Source organism: Ammoniphilus sp. CFH 90114 (assembly GCF_004123195.1).
In the GTDB taxonomy this organism is placed as follows: domain Bacteria; phylum Bacillota; class Bacilli; order Aneurinibacillales; family RAOX-1; genus YIM-78166.
The window spans coordinates 206,981-223,797 of record NZ_SDLI01000001.1 but is presented as its reverse complement, the minus strand read 5'-3'; the positions used below and the strand labels follow the sequence as shown (position 1 = coordinate 223,797).

The following is a 16,817-nucleotide window of genomic DNA, read 5'->3' as shown; positions in this document are numbered from 1 at the left end:
TACCTTCTTGGAAAAGTTTAATTATAGAACTTATTCTTCCTCATCCGATGAAAATGAATGTTGAAAGAAAATATTCGTCAAAATTCAACAATCTCCTTCTTTGAGTTGCAAACATTTTTTTAGAGTTTGGCGAAAAGCTTCTTTCTCGAGCGGAGTAAATGGTTTTGGTCCTTTAGATCTCTTACCTGCACTACGCTCCTTCTGTTGGCGATGTCTTGTAGAAAGAAGGTAGTCTATATTGTCATTAGTATATTCTTTACCTCTTGAGCTAATAGCTAAACACTTACGACCTAGAACCATACACGCTAAACCATAATCATCTGTGATGACCAAGTCACCCGGTTTAACACGATTGGTGATAAACATATCAACAGATTGATAGCTCTTATCTACCACAACCGTTTCCGTCCACTCATCCCGTAGTAGAAAATGATTGGCAAACGAACATACAAAGATGGCCCTCAACCTAAAAACACTTGCTTCCTCGGCAATGATGGACTTGGTGGGGCAAGCATCTGCATCAACATAAATGATCAACCCGACCGACTCTCCCCACGACTTTACTCAGGTGTATTCCCTCAATTTCATAATTGGAAAAACCAATTGCAAAATTTGTCGAAATGATTTTTTATCTTTTTCCGGAAGGGCTTACCTATCTGTTAAAAAAATATGTTATAATAAGATTTATTAACTTTCTTACATAATATATACGATATTTTTTTACTTTTTCCTGCCTAAAAAATAAAAAGTTCTCGACATTCGAGAACTTTTTTGTTCATCCCTGACTTCTTTTTCTAATAATCTCCAAAATTAGATTCGATGTTTCTTCCACTGCTTTGTTTGAAACGTTAATAACCGGGCAACCGATTCTCTTCATTACTTTTTCGGCATACTCCAATTCCTGCATAATTCTCTCCAAGCTTGCATAGTTAGCTTGGGAAGCTAGACCCAATGCTTTTAGCCGCTCCCTGCGAATCATGTTTAACTGATCTGGACTTATGGTCAGCCCTATACATTTCTTTACAGGAATCATAAATAATTCCTCAGGAGGCTCTACTTCTGGGACAAGGGGCACGTTAGCGACTTTATATCTCTTATTAGCTAAGTACATGGAGAGAGGCGTCTTGGATGTACGGGACACACCAATCAGTACAACATCTGCTCTCAACAGTCCTCTAGGATCCCTTCCATCATCGTACTTAACAGCAAATTCGATGGCTTCCACTTTCCTGAAATATTCTTCATCTAGCTGCCGTACTAGTCCAGGTTGATTTTTTGACTTCTTTCGAACAACGCCTTCCATGGCTTCAATCATGGGGCTCATAATATCAACGGCTGTAACACCCTGTTCTTTTGCCGTGTTTTTAAGGTGTGTTCTTAGCTCTGGAATGACAAGGGTAAAGGCTATAATCGCTTTTAATTCCTTCGCTGCTAGAACCAGCTCATTAATCGTTCCCTCGTCTTCTACATAGGGAAATTTCCGTATATCAATAGCATGACCATCAAATTGACTAGCTGTAGCCTTAACGACCACTTCAGCCGTTTCCCCTACAGAATCGGATACAATAAATACCGTAGGGTCTGTAATTATGTCGTCACCAAAAATAAGTCATACCTCCTTTCGCACTCGCAACTTAAATGGATTGATCGCTTGCAAGCTCTACATAAGCCTTAGTAACTGTTGTTTTCGTTACTCTTCCAATGACTTCTAAGACAGGCTTACCGCCTTCACGTTCTTCCTTAACCACAGGAATGGAATCAATCTGATAGTTGATCAATTTCTTGGCTACATCAAAGATGCTATCTTCCGGAAAACAAGTAATGATGTTTGGCATACGGGTCATAATGATGTTAACGGGGATATCCTCTATCTTTTGTTTACCAAGCATGGCTCTCAATAAGTCCTTACGGGATACCAACCCTGCTAAATATCCTTTATCATTTACTACATATAATGTCCCAACATCCTCTAAGAATAAAGTACATACTGCATCATATACAGATATAGATTCCTTGATTACAACAGGTAAGGCTTTATAGTCTCTAACGATCTTCTTCCGTGCAAGATCACCAAGCAACTGAGGGGCACTCTTACCTGAGTAAAAATATCCGACCCTAGGTCTTGCATCTAGATATCCTGCCATTGTAAGGATGGCAAGATCAGGACGTAAGGTAGCTCTCGTCAAGCTTAATTTCTCGGCAATTTGCTCACCTGTAATAGGTCCTTCATTTCTTACAATTTCCAAAATTAGCTCCTGGCGTTTTGTCAGCTCGATGTTGCTCACCATCCTTGCACCAATTATGTCATACTAATTATCTATTTTCATTATATAGTATGAAACATATTGATGACAGACTTTCTTCACCTAGTTTCAGCAAAATTTATTTTTATAACCTATATAGACCTCAAGAGAAAGTGAATCCTAGAGCTAACAATAAGGTATTATTTTACCATAGGGGTCATAAGATGTGAAAATTATATTTTGAAAGGGGAGTACATCACCATTGGATAAAAGGAAAGAAGAACTAACAAACAGAATCCTAGTTGCCGGGCACCAAATTCCAGCTGATCTAGTCATTAAAAACGCAAACATTATCAACGTCTTTACCGGCGAGGAGATGACAGGTGATGTCGCTATAGCCAATGGTGTAATCGCTGGAATCGGTAATTATGAAGGAAAAACTGAGATCGATGCCCAAGGTCGTCATCTGATACCAGGTTTAATTGATGGACATGTTCATATCGAATCAGCTATGGTTACTCCAAAAGAATTTGCAAAAGTGGTTATTCCTCATGGTGTAACGACGGTTATAGCTGATCCTCATGAGATCGCCAATGTCCATGGTCTAGATGGTATTCATTTTATGCTTAATGCCAGTGTTGGTATTCCATTGGATGTATTCTATATGCTTCCTTCCTGTGTCCCTGCCACTCCATTCGAGAATGCTGGTGCAATTCTATCTGCCGAAGACCTTGCTCCTCTTTATCATCATCCCAGAGTCTTAGGTTTAGCAGAAGTCATGGATTTCCCGTCTGTTGCGTCGACCTCTCCAGAAATGCTCAATAAATTAGCTGATGCAAACCGTTATCAAGCAAAGATAGACGGACATGCTGCAGGTATTCCAAGTGACTCGTTAAATATTTATATGGCAGCTGGAATAAAGACGGACCATGAGTGTGTCACCGCCTCCGAGGCCAAGGCACGGCTGGACGCTGGGATGTATCTTATGATACGACAAGGATCTGTAGCTAGAGATCTCGAAGCGTTGTTGCCAGCAGTAACCGCCTCCAATGCTAGGAGATGCTTATTTGTCACTGATGACAAACACTTAGATGACATCCTGTATGAAGGCAGTATAGACTTTAATGTCCGCCTTGCTATAAAACAAGGAATCCCTGCCATAACCGCTATACAAATGGCAACCCTCCATGCCGCTGAATGCTTTGGTTTGTCTCAATTAGGCGCTATTGCACCAGGATATCAGGCGGATATGGTACTACTCGATGACCTTGAAACACTATCCATTTCTCATGTATATAAACGTGGTCAACTTGTGTATCAAACGAACCATATCGTTTCTTCAGCTTTCCCTGACCCACCTGCAACTACGAAATTGCCCGGAAGTGTAAAGTTGAATACCATAACGGATGAATGCTTAGCCATTCCTCTCACTTCAAACCAATGCCATGTTATTGAAATTATCCCTAATAGTTTAATCACTAACCACCTTATTGAAGAAGTGGATGTAGATCACGGTCTATTTAAATCTTCTACTACAAAAGATCTTCTTAAACTAGCTGTACTTGAGAGGCACCACCGAACAGGTAACATTGGTCTAGGCATTGTGAAAGGATTAGGCTTGAAGAAAGGCGCCATCGCATCTACTGTCGCTCATGATTCACATAACCTGATATGTGCAGGTGTCAATGATGAAGATATGCTTTCCGCTATACGATATCTTGAAAAGGTACATGGAGGATTAGCTGTTGTTAGCGATGGCCAAGTCATAGCTTCACTCCCACTCCCCATTGCAGGGCTAATGACAGATCGGCCTTATACAGAAGTCTATGATCGTCTCCATTTGATAAACGAAGCCTTGCGAACGATCGGGGCAAGTCAAGCCTTTAATCCCTTCTTGACTTTGTCCTTCCTAGCTCTTCCTGTCATACCACATCTTAAACTTACGGATTTAGGATTATTCGATTTTTCCTCATTCTCTCACATCAACATTGAAGATAAGAAAATTTAGGCGGCTAATTAGCCGCCTTCCTTCATGGACTCAGGTGGCTGTCTTAAGATTTTACTTAGATGGGCCACTGCCTGTTCAGCATCCATTCCCTCTGCACTCAAGATCAATTCCTCACCTTCAGAGGTGTTAAGTAGGTGCAAAATTCCTAATAACCCTTTTGCGTTGATCTCTAACTCGTCCTGATGAAGAAGAATATAGCTTTTGAATCGATTGGCTTCATGGACAAAACGAACTAAACATTCTGAACTGCAATGGGAAGCAAGTGTAATTTTCACTTCTTTTTTCATCCCTATTCTCCTTACATAATATAGAAAACATTATGGGCTAAGGTGAGATAAAACGTTTCTTGACCATCTGCAAATCTGATTGAGTTTTCCATTAAATAAATTTTTCATTTAGATGACGAAATTATATAGGTGCTTTTTACACATAGATGTCTTGTATAATCTCTACTATAAAGAACAATTGGCTAGCTTACAATAGGCATTTTTTGTTGAATTTTAGCTTTTCTGATACTTGACTTCAAAATGAGTCGCTAAGCAAAATAAAAAAATCTCCTGCCATAATGAATAAGGAGGAGATTTTTTTATTTATTTCTTTTCTACAATAATTTTACAGTCCAGAGCAAGCAAGGATATCATAGAGAAAACGGATAGATAGGGGAAAATTACCGTCATTAATCCACCATAAACGATGGGAATAGAAGCAAGGTTCTTTTCTTTATGCCATATGGATACTCTAACCACGTTAGCCATTCTTAAAATTTCTTTCACAACTTCCCAAACATCTCTTCCTCTAGCTTCATAAAGATGGGATTTCTCCTTAAAGACGTCCTCTTCATCTGGAAGCAGTTCATCTAACCATTCTTGTTGTCTGTCGGACCTAAGGGTTTTCTCCATCTATGTTCTCCTTTCTAGGCAGTACCTGCTCCATCTTATCAAGTTGCTCTAAGAATTGCCTTGACTTCAAACGAATACCGAGATATTCATCAATAAATAAATACATGACCTTTTTAAGTTGTTGTCTCGTTTCTGCTTTTAAGCTAATTTTCCCTAACTGACTCATATCGATCCTCTGAAATAAGGAAAGCAACCGTGGAATCCCTTCCATCAAAAGAAACGAATAGGGATCTTTTCTTCTGCACATATCGCACAGCAGTCCCCCCTCCGTAATACTGAAGAACCAGGGAGACTCCCCTTGACGACATGAAGCACAGTTCTCAAATACAGGTTTATAACCATGTACGGTAAGGATCTTGCTCTCAAAAATCCTTGCAATAATCTCGCTATCCTTTCCACTTTCCATTTGCTTCAGGGATTCTAATAACAGATTATACAAGCCCGAATACTTTTGGCGCTCCTCTGTTAGTTTGTCCGTTAACTCAAGAATATAACTTGTATATGCCGTCCGATATAAATCTCCTCTGATCTTGGGAAAAGATTGAATTAAGTCAGCTTGGTTCAAGGAAGCTAAACCTGAACCAACGTGAAATAAGAAAAGGGCATGGGTGAATGGCTGTGAAACCGCAGCAAATCTGCTTTTGGTTTTTCGCGCGCCTTGTGCCATCATTCCCACCTTGCCCATGTCTTGTGTGAAAACAGATAAAATTTTATTTCCTTCCCCATAATCATGGGTTCGCAGTATAATTCCCTCGGTCTTCCCTAACAACGTAATGCCCCCATTTCGGGGTCAAAACTAACCTCTACCCTTCTAATTCCTCCGAAGCTATGGATAATTCCGTCTCATCCTCTCCATCAAATTGAACGCGCTGATAATCTTTGTAGAGAAGATAAGCATCAATGTTTCCTGTTGCACTAAATAAGTTCCAAGAAATATTTTGCATGCTCCGTATCATCCTTTCGGGAGAAGTTGACTTAGATTCAGGTCCTGATAAGAATCTTAATCACAGGGCACAAGACATCTAGGAAAAGATAAGTTTACCTAGTTTTCTCTATAAGATTAGATTGACCCTATTCCCAAATCATATGCCTAGGAAATTTTGCCATTATTCCATTTGAAAGCCAAAGTCTCGAAGCAGACGGTCCTGATTGCGCCAATCCTTCTTTACCTTTACCCGAAGCTCAAGATAAATTCTGGTACCTAGAAGCCTCTCAATATCATGCCTTGCACGTTTTCCGATCTCTTTAAGCATAGAACCTTGTTTACCGACTAGAATCCCTTTTTGCGATTCCTTTTCAGCATAGATTCCAGCATAAATGTATACTGCGTTACTGTCTTCCTTACGCTCCATATGCTCAATAGCGACAGCAACAGAATGTGGGACTTCTTCCCGCGTTAAATGAAGCACCTTCTCTCGAATCAGCTCCTCAATGATGAATCGCTCAGGATGATCTGTCACCTGATCCGTTGGGTAGTATTGGGGGCCCTGCGGGAGCAATTCAATCATCTGCTCCATTAACGTGTTTACATTATTCCCCTGGAGTGCAGAAACCGGAATGATCTCTTTAAATGGATAAAGACTTCGATACTCTTCAATAAAGGGAAGAAGGGTCTCAGGATGGACCTTATCGATCTTATTAATGATAAGAAAGACAGGTGTCTTTACTTCATTTAGTTTTTCGATAATAAACCGATCGCCTGGTCCTAACTTCTCCGACGCGTCTACAAGGAAAAGAATAAGATCAACTTCCTTGAGTGCTGCTTCTACAGAAGTATTCATATATTCACCAAGCTTGGACTTAGGTTTATGAATTCCTGGGGTATCCATAAAGATAATTTGTCCTTTGTCTCCCGTATAAACGGCTCGTATTTTATTTCTCGTTGTCTGTGGTTTATCAGACATAATCGCAATCTTTTGTCCCACCACTTGATTCATCAATGTTGACTTACCGACATTTGGCCTTCCAATAATCGCTACAAAGCCTGACTTAAAACCCGTTTTATTCATGTAAATCCTCCTGACTAAATGCGCCGGGGAGAAGCTCAGCGACAGTTTTTATTAGAATATCTCCTTTTAGATTGCCCATAATAACCTCCATATGAGGGGGGCATAATTCTGCTAAGACCTGGCGACATGCTCCACAAGGAGAACAAGGGCCTGGAGTATCGGCTATAACAGCCATCTTTTTATATTTTCTCTTCCCTTCTGAAAACGCCTTAAATAAAGCCGTTCTTTCTGCACAATTGCATAGGCTGTAGGCAGCATTCTCTATATTTCCTCCAAGGAACAATTCTCCATCCTCCGATAACAAGGCAGCCCCAACTTGAAACTTAGAATAAGGAACATAGGCTAAATCCATCGCTTCCCGAGCTTTTTGCATTAATAATTGATCATTTGTCATTTTTTTCCTCCTCTTTGATCTATTATCCATTTTCTTTACCTTTAAATATGTAATACTTGTAACAGCGGACCCCCAAATACATAACATCCGACAATGAGAGACAATATGGCCGCGAGTAACACAGCCCCAGCTGCCACGTCTTTAGCCACTTTCGCCAGAGGATGGTACTCTGGGGTTACTAGATCGACTGTTGCCTCCACTGCTGTATTTACCATTTCTAAGATGAGGACTAAAAAAATAGAAAAAAAGACCAGCAAAACATGGTCCCATGAGATGTTCAGCAGCCAGCTGGCTAACAGCACCATAATGGCGACTCCTACATGGATCTGCATGTTTCGCTGTGTCTTAATTGTATAAATAATACCTTCTATGGCATAGCCGAAGCTACGAACCAAGCGTCCCATTTCGCCCATCTCTCTCTTCACCTTACCTCAGCGGGTTAATCCGAATTCTTTCAAGATGCGCTCCTGGCGTTCAAACATTTCCTTTTCTTCTTCCTCAGTTTCGTGATCATAGCCATTAAGATGCAGGAAACCATGTACTGTAAGAAATCCTAATTCTCGTTCGAAGGAGTGATTGTAATCTTCAGCCTGCTCTCTAACTTTTGGAATGGAAATAATGATATCTCCGAGTGCATCTTCCTCTTCTAGTGGAAAGGAGAGTACATCGGTTGGCTTGTCCTTTTCACGAAACTGTTTATTCAACTCCTGGATCTGAGCATTATCAACGAATGTAATAGCCAGCTCCTTATCTTGAATAGCTTCCACCTCGGCTGCTTTCTCTAACAGGCTTACAAGCATATCCAGCAGCTCTTGAGCAAGGGGCTCATTCTGCTCATTTATGAATTCAACATTAAGTCTCAAGCGCGCTTCACATCCGATTCATCAGGGTATTCAATTCGATTGTGGAAAATCCCTTGCAAGGTTTCACAGATACTGCGTGTAATGAGCTCCAACTCTTGAAAGGTAAGATCACACTCATTAAATTGACCATCATCTAATCGATCCTTTACAATCTTTCGCACTAGGGTCTCAACACGTTCAGGAGTAGGTTTGGATAAGGAGCGAACAGCCGCTTCTACACTATCACAAATACCCACAATCGCCGATTCCTTAAATTGTGCTTTCGGACCCGGATAACGGTACTCCGATTCTAGAATAGAATTCTCAGATTCCTGCATAGCCTTATGATAAAAATACTTTAGTAAGGTCGTTCCATGATGCTGTTCTGCAATGTCTTGAATAAGCTTAGGCAACTTGTATTCCTGAAGCATCTTCACTCCGTCATAAGGATGAGCAATAATGATAGTTCTACTCAAGCTCGGAGCAATTTTCTCATGGGGGTTCTCTCTTCCCATCTGGTTCTCGATAAAAAATTGCGGTCTCTTCATCTTCCCTACATCATGATAATAAGCCCCTACTCTAGCAAGAAGTCCATTCGCTCCTATAGCTTCTGAAGCCGCCTCAGAAAGGTTCGCCACCATAATACTATGATGATAAGTACCTGGAGTTTCCATAAGCAGCTTACGCAGCAAGGGATGGTTGGGGTTAGAAAGTTCGATTAACTTCATCGTAGACAAAATCCCAAAGGCAGACTCAAAGAATGGAATCAGTCCCATCGTTAATACGGATGCTAGTAACCCGCTAATGACAGCAAATCCATAAAGCTGCAGTAAATCGGACCACTTCACGGAATAAAACAACATGTAAACAGATGTAATTGATACAATATTGGTAATAATCACAACCGTACCTGCTAGAAGGATATTTCTTCTCATTGTCGGCTTCCCTAGAGCATACACTGCCGCAAGACATCCAGCTAGAGCAACAAAACCGTAGCGATAGTCAAACAAATACGTACTGTCAAAGTTAAAAATAATACTTGCACAAACCGAGAACAAGACCCCTGCAAACATGGCCAACCGTTGATCAAGAAACAATGTAATCAGCATACTGCCGAAGGAAACCGGAGCCAAAAATCCAATAAATGTATACTCTAAAGCTTGTCCTAAGCTAACAATCTTCATCGTCATGAGATTAAGCAAGACAATTGTTACAAACATCGTGAGATGTTGATTGTCCATTTTTAAATCTAGCTTACTCTCTCTAATATATAAATAGAAGAAGATCATGCATAGGATAACGAGAAGCAATAGACCGAAATAAGGGAAATAATTAGGGTTATGCGTGAGCAGACCCGCTACGCCTAACTTTCTGTATATTTCCTCTGTAATGTATTCGCCTTCTCCAACTAATATATCCCCTTTATGAATCAGAATAGGCTTAACCGCTTTGACTGCTTTATCCTTGGCTTGCTCTGTAGCCTGCTCATCAAATACAACATTAGGCACAAGGCTTGCTAGAACCAATTCCCTAACGGCTTGCAAGGCTCTGCTTTCTAATTCCGTTGTAGCCAGATGTTGATCCACTCTCTCGAGGATCTGGGATTCCCCAGCCATTCTTACACCTTCAAGCATGATCGAGGATACGATATTGCGTGAAATCGTCTTAATAATAGCCAAGGATTCTGGTGATTGTCTTAAGAGAATACGGTAGGTCTCATCCGATAACTGATAGGGGATATTGTCCTTTAATTGGGCAATCCAATCTTCTAGAGTGGGCACTTCGCCTTCCCACTCCAGGGAAGGACTTGGTTCTATATTCTGGCCTTCGGTTGCTTCCATCCTGTTCTTGATGGACTGTTCGATCTTGTCTTGCTGTAATCTTACCTCTGCTACGCTGCGAAAAATTTGATCTAGAACTTTAAGTTGGTTCTTAAGGATCCTTTCATCAAGGACGTATATCGGCTTTATCGATATTATGGCCTCTTCGCGCAGCTTTTGGGTGGATTCTATGTCTTCCACTTCCATCGGGGCTGTAATTTTGACATTACTGATGGTATTCTCTTTCAAATCATAGGTCTTAGGAATGACGTGCTCCAACAGTAAAAAATAAATCCCTAGAGCCAGTAAGAAAAAAAGAATCATCCGGACAATCAGGCTTGTTCTCCATGTCTCCGGGATACGCCATGTTCCCTGGAGTAACCCTTTTTTCATGTTTAGCAGCTCCTTTTGTCCTCTTCCCTGCATCTTAGGGAAAGGTTATGTTGAGGGTTGGTTGTCTCCTTCAGTCCCAGCATAGGCAACAATGATCTTATGAACAAGGGGGTGACGAACCACATCAGCTTCACTCATATAAACAAAGGAGATGCCAGGCACTTTAGAGAGTATTCGCTCGGCTTCTCTTAACCCTGACTTCTTCCCTCTAGGCAAATCAATTTGGGTTACATCTCCCGTAATCACCATCTTCGAACCGAAGCCTAATCTGGTTAAGAACATTTTCATTTGCTCGGGTGTTGTATTTTGTGCTTCGTCTAGAATAACGAAAGAATCATCTAAAGTCCGCCCGCGCATATAAGCCAGTGGAGCAACCTCAATAGTCCCACGTTCCATTAAACGATTAACAGCTTCCATACCTAAAACATCATTAAGGGCATCATACAGAGGTCTGAGATAAGGGTCGACCTTTTCCTGTAGATCTCCCGGCAGGAAACCAAGATTCTCTCCCGCCTCAACAGCAGGACGAGTTAATACAATCTTCTTAACTAATCCTCCCTTAAGAGCAACGACAGCCATCACAACCGCAAGATAGGTCTTACCTGTACCAGCCGGTCCAATTCCAAATACAATATCATGCTTCCTAATCGAGGCGATATAATGTCGCTGTCCTAATGTCTTAACTCTGATCGGCTTGCCTTTCGCTGATTGAGCAATCTGTTCGTCAAAGAGCTCAAGCAGCTCATCAACCGAGCCACGCTTGGCCAAATCAATGGCATAGGCAACATCTCGTTCCGAGAGCTGCATCCCTTTATCTATTAAAAGAGCTAACACCTGCATCAGCTGTTGGACCACTTGAACTTCCTGTTCTTGACCAACAATCGTTACTTCATCACTCCTTGCCGTGATCTTGGTTTGAAATGATTGTTCGATTTTCTTGAGAAAGGCATCCTGCGGTCCAAATAAAGCAATCGCTGTTGTTGTATCTTTCAACTGAACTTTAATGGTTTCTTCTTTTACTGGCAAAATCTCAATCTCCTTCACCTTCTAATGTGATCGGTTGTTCTATCGCAATGTCCTCTATTGCTACTATGTGCATCTTTATATAAACTTTATCATTCTCTTGCTTCTGGTGCAAAACTTTTTCCTCTTTAATATACCCACCATTTCCCATCTTAGTAAGAATATCGTCCTTTGCTGTTTTCTTCGCAATCTCAAGTACTTGTGCCTCATTTAATTTACTCTCCAGGACTTCTACAGAAAAGAGATCCTCCACTTTCCAACCAAAAGGATATGTTTTTTCACGTAGTCGGAGGACTCGTTTTTCTTCTTTTACCTCATACTCAGTAAAAGGTAGTTCTTTAAAGCCCCAAATCTTCAATTGTTTTTCTCCCCAAACTAAATATATATTTCGGTGTTTATCACCTACATAAACAGACTGCTTTTGGTTTAGCGGGATAACGACCTCTGTTTCATACCATACCTCTCCCTCTACTATGCCTTTCGCAGCAACAGCGGTTGGGCTATCCTCTTTACCTATTAAACCTGAAACAAGAATATCTCCTTTTCGGACAAAATCATCAGGACGCACAAGAGGCTTTCCCTGTTCAGCAAAAACCTTATGAATGACTGCCGATTTCGTAGCCACTAAGTGCCTAGGGGTTAAGACTTCCTTGCTGTCAGGTATGACCTTTTCAACGATTCGAATTTGGGCTTTTGTTCCCTTAACTTGAAACCCGACCCAGGATGCTTCAGGAAGCTGCTCCATGAGTCTAACCTGAATCTTGTCAGGGTCGTCCAACATGAAACTAAACTTTCCTTCTTCAATCCCCACTTTTTGCGCAATCTGCAACACTTCATAATCTGAAATTTTTTCATTCCCGATGACCTCAACGGACCAGATGATGCGAGATAGAAGAAACAGCATAGTAATAAAGAGAACGAATCCACCAAAGAAAGCATATCTGTCTTTCACTCTCGTCAAAAAGAAAGGAAACCCATGCCTACTCATAATTCTCATGCGGCATCCCGTCTCTTTTAGCAATGGTTTTAACCGAAAAAAATCTTCCAAGCGTATCGCTATTTTACCCCGCTGATCATCATAGCGGGTTATGTTCCAGACCTGCATGCCTTTTTGGACGGCTAAATTAATCAGCCGTTCGATTCTTCTGCCATTGAGGATAATGACTAAGTATCCATTAAACCATTTTAACCATTGATGCTGCATCTCCTATCCCCCTACTCAATAAATTGAACTCCATCTACCTTTCCCTCTATGAGGACTTCTTCCGAAAGGATCGCACGAATGACCAATTTCTCCCCTTTTACAAGCAACTGCCCTTTTGTTAAAAGTAAGCGGAGCTCCTTATCATTAAAAAGAAGAACTCCGCGATGATTCTCTATGTACATATGGATTTGCCCTATCATGGTTATCCTTGGCATCTCCATGGTTACATCGGCAGGCAGGTCGAGCATTCTTGCTGCAAATTTTCGAAGTTGTCTACCCCAAAGATTTTTCATCCGGCCTCCGTTCCCCCTTTCTCAAGTGGATCATAAATTATGTATTTTTCTATTTGGGAAATGATTAGGCAAACTCTACTACTGTAGATGTATGCTCACAATGCAGCATTTATGAGGGCAAAAGAAGCGCATTCTGCCTTTCCTTTCATGACAAAAAAGAGGATACTCAATAAGTCGCTTAGTAGCGGCTTCTTAAGTACCCTCAAATAAAAGTAATTTAAATTCTTTTCCTAATAGAATGCGGAGCCTTGGCTCTAGGCGGTCCAAAAATCTGACTCCAGAGCATTCCTTGAACGGCAGGAGGTAACTGAGTCGGCATTTCCTGCTGTTGAACTCTCTTAGGCTCAGTTCTTGTGACTCGTTCCTTGTGCGGAGTAGGAGGTTCTATCCTTTCTTCCGTTGCCTGCCGCTCTTCTCGCACCTCTATAGGGCGCTCTACTGGCGGATAGCGTTTTACGACGATGGGACCCCGCTCGTTCTCCCAAGGGAAATCCACAGGGGCAGGCTGCCTTTTAGAAGGCTCATCCTCCATTCCCTGTTTTACACCTCTAGAAAAAGATCGGAAGACCCAAAAGAGGATAAAGACGAGCCAAAGGTTAGAAAAAATAAGATCAATCAGCCAGCCAATCATGACTTCACCTATTTCGAATCAGGATCTTTAGAATTGATTTTTCCTGTTTGCTGACCAAAGGATTGTCTCATTTCCGTATCCGCATCAATGTTCTGCATATTAAGATAATCCATTACACCTAGTTTTCCATGCTTAAGTGCTTCGGCCATAGCTTGAGGAACCTGTGCTTCAGCCTCTACTACCTTGGCCTGCATCTCTTGTACTTTGGCCTTCATCTCTTGCTCATGCGCAACAGCCATCGCTCTACGCTCTTCCGCTTTCGCTTGAGAGATTTGCTTATCTGCCTCAGCCTGTTCAATTTGCAGGTTGGCTCCAATGTTTCTACCGACATCAACATCCGCAATATCAATGGAAAGGATCTCAAAAGCGGTTCCAGCGTCAAGACCCTTCTCTAAGACAGTACGGGAGATGCGGTCAGGGTTTTCTAACACTTCTTTATGGCTGTTGGACGAACCGACGGAAGTAACAATCCCTTCCCCAACACGTGCGATAATTGTCTCTTCTCCAGCACCACCGACTAAACGATCAATATTAGCACGAACCGTAACTCTTGCCTTAACTTTTAGCTCAATCCCATCCCTTGCCACAGCAGATACGAATGGAGTTTCAATGACCTTCGGGTTAACACTCATCTGAACGGCTTCTAATACGTCACGCCCGGCCAGATCAATGGCCGCTGCTCTCTCAAACATAAGGTCAATGTTTGCTCTCTCGGCTGCAATAAGAGCATCTATCACCCTATCAACATTTCCTCCAGCCAAGAAGTGACTTTCCAGCTGGTTAGAGGTTACATCCAACCCCGCTTTTCTGGCCTTAATTAAGGGATTCACAATACGCGAAGGAATGACTCGACGTAATCTCATTCCCACTAAAGTAATGATTCCGATCGGTACTCCCGAGGCCAAGGCAGAAATCCAGAGCATGACCGGAACAAAGGTAAAAAAGACTGATAATACGATTACAGCCAACGCAATCGTTAGAAAAAGGGATAAAATTGAAGCATCCATTTGACCATCTCCTTAGGACATATTTGTTTTGTTTTCACGAACGACGACACGCGTGCCTTCCACCCGGATTACCTTGATGGTTTTTCCTTTTTCAATAAAGCCGCCTTCAGAAACGACATCGATTATTTCCCCATTAATCTCAGCTGTTCCAGACGGTCTTAAGGTGGTTACAGCGACTCCTTCTTTGTTTAAAAATTGTTTCCAATCCTTCGGGGCTATATAGCCTTGCTCATTCTTTTGCTGCTCTCGCAAAATGAACTTATTCCAAACTCCACGATGACCGAAATACTTAATGACAATAAACGAGATAACAATGGTCACAATAAAAGCAATCCCGAGAGAGAAGGATCCAAACATAGGGTCATAAGCGGCCATTACAATCCCCCCAAGAATGGACAAAATTCCTAGCCCTCCAAAAATACCAAAGCCCGGAACAACCACTTCAATGAGCAACAAAATAATTCCTACAATAAACAAGACAATATGGAGCCAGTCAGCAAATCCCGCTATATAGTGACCAAAGAAGTATAGCGAGAAAGCTGATAGACCGAGAATCCCTGGGAGTCCGAAGCCTGGGACCAACAACTCTATTACGATTCCTGCTAACCCGACAGTGAGTAAAATAGGGATAATATAGGGGCTTGTAACCCATCTAGCGACTCTTTCCCCCATATTAGGTTCAAGACGAATAACGGCTGGTCCCTCGAATTCGGTCTGTACAAAGGCATCCTCTAGATTCTGCGCTAGGTAATCAGCATATCCTACTTCCTTAGCCAAGGCAGGTGCTAGAGATAGGATCTTTCCCGCTTCTGTCACACCCTCGATCTCAAGTTCCGGATTAACCATTGCTTCTGCGATCAACGGATCCCTGCCATTCATTTCGGCAGCGCTTCTCATCTTCTTCGTCCATGCTGAGACAAATTTCTCTTCAGCCATATTTCCTGCCAAATCAATAGGAGCTGCAGAACCCATAGCACTTCCTGGGGTCATAATAATCTTATCGGCATTCAAGGCTATGTATGTACCTGCAGAAAAAGCTTCATCGACTATAAAGGCGTAGATTGGCACTTCTTGATTACGAATAAGCTTCCCAATTTCTCCTGCAGCTTGAACTTCACCACCTGGTGTATCAATCTCTAAAAAAATAGCATCTGCCTCATTGGTTTTCGCTTCCTCAAAGGCCCTCACAAGAAACTTATGAAGCCCTTGTTCTACGCCTTGCTTAACAGGAATGACATAGACTAACTTGCCAGACTCAGAACTTGTTAGGGATGAAAATGCTCCAAGTATACCAAGGATAAGTGTCAAAGCACACATTACCAGTCTAAAATTCTTAAACAAAACCATTTCTGTTACCTCCCTCCTTCCTTTAATAATATGTGTTCCTGTATTCATTTTCTCCTACCATGAGACCAAGGATTCTCACCCAAATGATTTTATTGCAAGCGAGAGAACCAAAGCTTCCTGTTCCTCTGGACTTAGTAGTAATACGGTACTTAACTGGAAAAAGTTTCAACGGGTAAGAAATCTATAAATTTTAGTGAAAAACACAAAAACACCTTATGCTCAACGCATAAGGTGTTTGTATGTTCTAAGGAAGCAGTTCCTGAACAATTTTGTTCACGAGGTTCCCATCAGCTTTGCCTTTAACCTTAGGCATGATGGCTCCCATAACCTTTCCAAGGTCCTTCTTCGATGTAGCTCCAACTTGCTCTACAGACTCTTGTACAATTTGACGGATCTCTTCTTCCGTTAATTGAGTCGGCAAATAAGTAAGTAGTACTTCGATTTCAGCGCGAGTTTGCTCAGCCAGATCTTCTCGGCCTGCATTTTCAAATTCTTGGAGGGAATCGCGTCTCTGCTTCAACTCACGATTCACTAGAGTAAGCACCTGATCTTCGGTAAGCTCTTTACCTTGTTGGTTAATTTCTTCATTTTTAATTGAAGACTTCACCATGCGGATGACGGAGAGTTTGAGCTTATCCTTATCTTTCATGGCTTGCTTTAGTTCATCGTTAAGTTTATCAAGTAGACTCATTTCGTCACCCTAT

At 41.6% G+C, this 16,817-nt stretch carries 20 protein-coding genes; 1 reads left to right on the top strand and 19 read right to left on the bottom strand.

Annotated features, from left to right (window positions below; genetic code table 11):
* Positions 1-84: 84 nt before the first annotated feature.
* The 3 genes from EIZ39_RS01140 to ccpN all read right to left on the bottom strand — a co-directional run bounded on the left by EIZ39_RS01140 (position 85) and on the right by ccpN (position 2,288).
* The gene (locus tag EIZ39_RS01140) at positions 85-537 is read right to left on the bottom strand and encodes a YaiI/YqxD family protein (protein ID WP_129196546.1); all 453 of its coding nucleotides are present in this window, start codon (positions 535-537) and stop codon (positions 85-87) included.
* 238 nt (positions 538-775) lie between these two features.
* The gene (locus tag EIZ39_RS01135) at positions 776-1,591 is read right to left on the bottom strand and encodes a pyruvate, water dikinase regulatory protein (protein WP_205668505.1); all 816 of its coding nucleotides are present in this window, start codon (positions 1,589-1,591) and stop codon (positions 776-778) included.
* Positions 1,592-1,634: 43 nt separating this feature from the next.
* Entirely contained in the window at positions 1,635-2,288 is a 654-nt protein-coding gene (gene ccpN, locus EIZ39_RS01130) for a transcriptional regulator CcpN (protein ID WP_129196544.1), read from the bottom strand.
* A 217-nt stretch (positions 2,289-2,505) separates the two neighbouring features.
* Between ccpN and ade the strand changes: the two genes are divergently transcribed.
* The gene (gene ade / locus EIZ39_RS01125; protein ID WP_129196543.1) at positions 2,506-4,251 is read left to right on the top strand and encodes an adenine deaminase; all 1,746 of its coding nucleotides are present in this window, start codon (positions 2,506-2,508) and stop codon (positions 4,249-4,251) included.
* Between the two features lie 8 nt (positions 4,252-4,259).
* On the opposite strand, the gene EIZ39_RS01120 is transcribed toward ade, so the two are convergent.
* From EIZ39_RS01120 to EIZ39_RS01045, 16 genes are all read right to left on the bottom strand, one after another.
* The gene (locus EIZ39_RS01120) at positions 4,260-4,538 is read right to left on the bottom strand and encodes an HPr family phosphocarrier protein (RefSeq protein ID WP_129196542.1); all 279 of its coding nucleotides are present in this window, start codon (positions 4,536-4,538) and stop codon (positions 4,260-4,262) included.
* A gap of 303 nt (positions 4,539-4,841) precedes the next feature.
* On the bottom strand, positions 4,842-5,150 hold the full coding sequence (locus EIZ39_RS01115) for a DUF4342 domain-containing protein (protein ID WP_129196541.1): 309 nt from the start codon (positions 5,148-5,150) through the stop codon (positions 4,842-4,844).
* Positions 5,134-5,919 carry a DNA repair protein RecO gene (recO, locus tag EIZ39_RS01110; protein ID WP_164984836.1) on the bottom strand — a complete coding sequence of 262 codons (786 nt, stop codon included), beginning with the start codon at positions 5,917-5,919 and terminating at the stop codon, positions 5,134-5,136. The genes EIZ39_RS01115 and recO overlap by 17 nt, the downstream gene beginning before the upstream one ends.
* A gap of 34 nt (positions 5,920-5,953) precedes the next feature.
* A complete protein-coding gene (locus EIZ39_RS01105) occupies positions 5,954-6,094 on the bottom strand; it encodes a YqzL family protein (RefSeq protein WP_129196539.1) in 141 nt (46 codons plus the stop codon).
* Positions 6,095-6,256: 162 nt separating this feature from the next.
* Positions 6,257-7,159, bottom strand: a complete 903-nt coding sequence (gene era, locus EIZ39_RS01100; RefSeq protein ID WP_129196538.1) for a GTPase Era — start codon at positions 7,157-7,159, stop codon at positions 6,257-6,259.
* Positions 7,152-7,583 (bottom strand): cytidine deaminase, encoded by a 432-nt coding sequence (gene cdd, locus EIZ39_RS01095; RefSeq protein WP_129196537.1) that lies wholly within the window; start codon positions 7,581-7,583, stop codon positions 7,152-7,154. Before cdd ends, era begins: the two co-directional genes overlap by 8 nt.
* 11 nt (positions 7,584-7,594) lie before the next feature.
* Positions 7,595-7,966, bottom strand: coding sequence for a diacylglycerol kinase (locus EIZ39_RS01090; RefSeq protein ID WP_129196536.1), 372 nt, complete (start codon positions 7,964-7,966; stop codon positions 7,595-7,597).
* Positions 7,967-7,984: 18 nt separating this feature from the next.
* Complete coding sequence (ybeY, locus tag EIZ39_RS01085) at positions 7,985-8,416, bottom strand: rRNA maturation RNase YbeY (protein ID WP_129196535.1); 432 nt, start codon at positions 8,414-8,416, stop codon at positions 7,985-7,987.
* On the bottom strand, positions 8,413-10,608 hold the full coding sequence (locus tag EIZ39_RS01080; protein ID WP_164984834.1) for an HD family phosphohydrolase: 2,196 nt from the start codon (positions 10,606-10,608) through the stop codon (positions 8,413-8,415). Before EIZ39_RS01080 ends, ybeY begins: the two co-directional genes overlap by 4 nt.
* Positions 10,609-10,653: 45 nt before the next feature.
* The gene (locus tag EIZ39_RS01075; RefSeq protein ID WP_129196533.1) at positions 10,654-11,634 is read right to left on the bottom strand and encodes a PhoH family protein; all 981 of its coding nucleotides are present in this window, start codon (positions 11,632-11,634) and stop codon (positions 10,654-10,656) included.
* 4 nt (positions 11,635-11,638) lie between these two features.
* A complete protein-coding gene (gene yqfD, locus EIZ39_RS01070) occupies positions 11,639-12,835 on the bottom strand; it encodes a sporulation protein YqfD (RefSeq protein ID WP_129196532.1) in 1,197 nt (398 codons plus the stop codon).
* An 11-nt stretch (positions 12,836-12,846) separates the two neighbouring features.
* Positions 12,847-13,128, bottom strand: a complete 282-nt coding sequence (gene yqfC, locus EIZ39_RS01065) for a sporulation protein YqfC (RefSeq protein ID WP_129196531.1) — start codon at positions 13,126-13,128, stop codon at positions 12,847-12,849.
* 217 nt (positions 13,129-13,345) lie between these two features.
* Positions 13,346-13,759, bottom strand: a complete 414-nt coding sequence (locus tag EIZ39_RS01060) for a hypothetical protein (RefSeq protein WP_129196530.1) — start codon at positions 13,757-13,759, stop codon at positions 13,346-13,348.
* A gap of 8 nt (positions 13,760-13,767) precedes the next feature.
* Positions 13,768-14,766 (bottom strand): flotillin-like protein FloA, encoded by a 999-nt coding sequence (gene floA / locus EIZ39_RS01055; RefSeq protein WP_129196529.1) that lies wholly within the window; start codon positions 14,764-14,766, stop codon positions 13,768-13,770.
* A 12-nt stretch (positions 14,767-14,778) separates the two neighbouring features.
* Complete coding sequence (locus EIZ39_RS01050) at positions 14,779-16,113, bottom strand: NfeD family protein (protein ID WP_129196528.1); 1,335 nt, start codon at positions 16,111-16,113, stop codon at positions 14,779-14,781.
* Between the two features lie 244 nt (positions 16,114-16,357).
* Positions 16,358-16,804: a GatB/YqeY domain-containing protein gene (locus EIZ39_RS01045; protein ID WP_129196527.1), complete on the bottom strand. Its 447-nt coding sequence runs from the start codon at positions 16,802-16,804 to the stop codon at positions 16,358-16,360.
* Positions 16,805-16,817 lie beyond the last annotated feature (13 nt).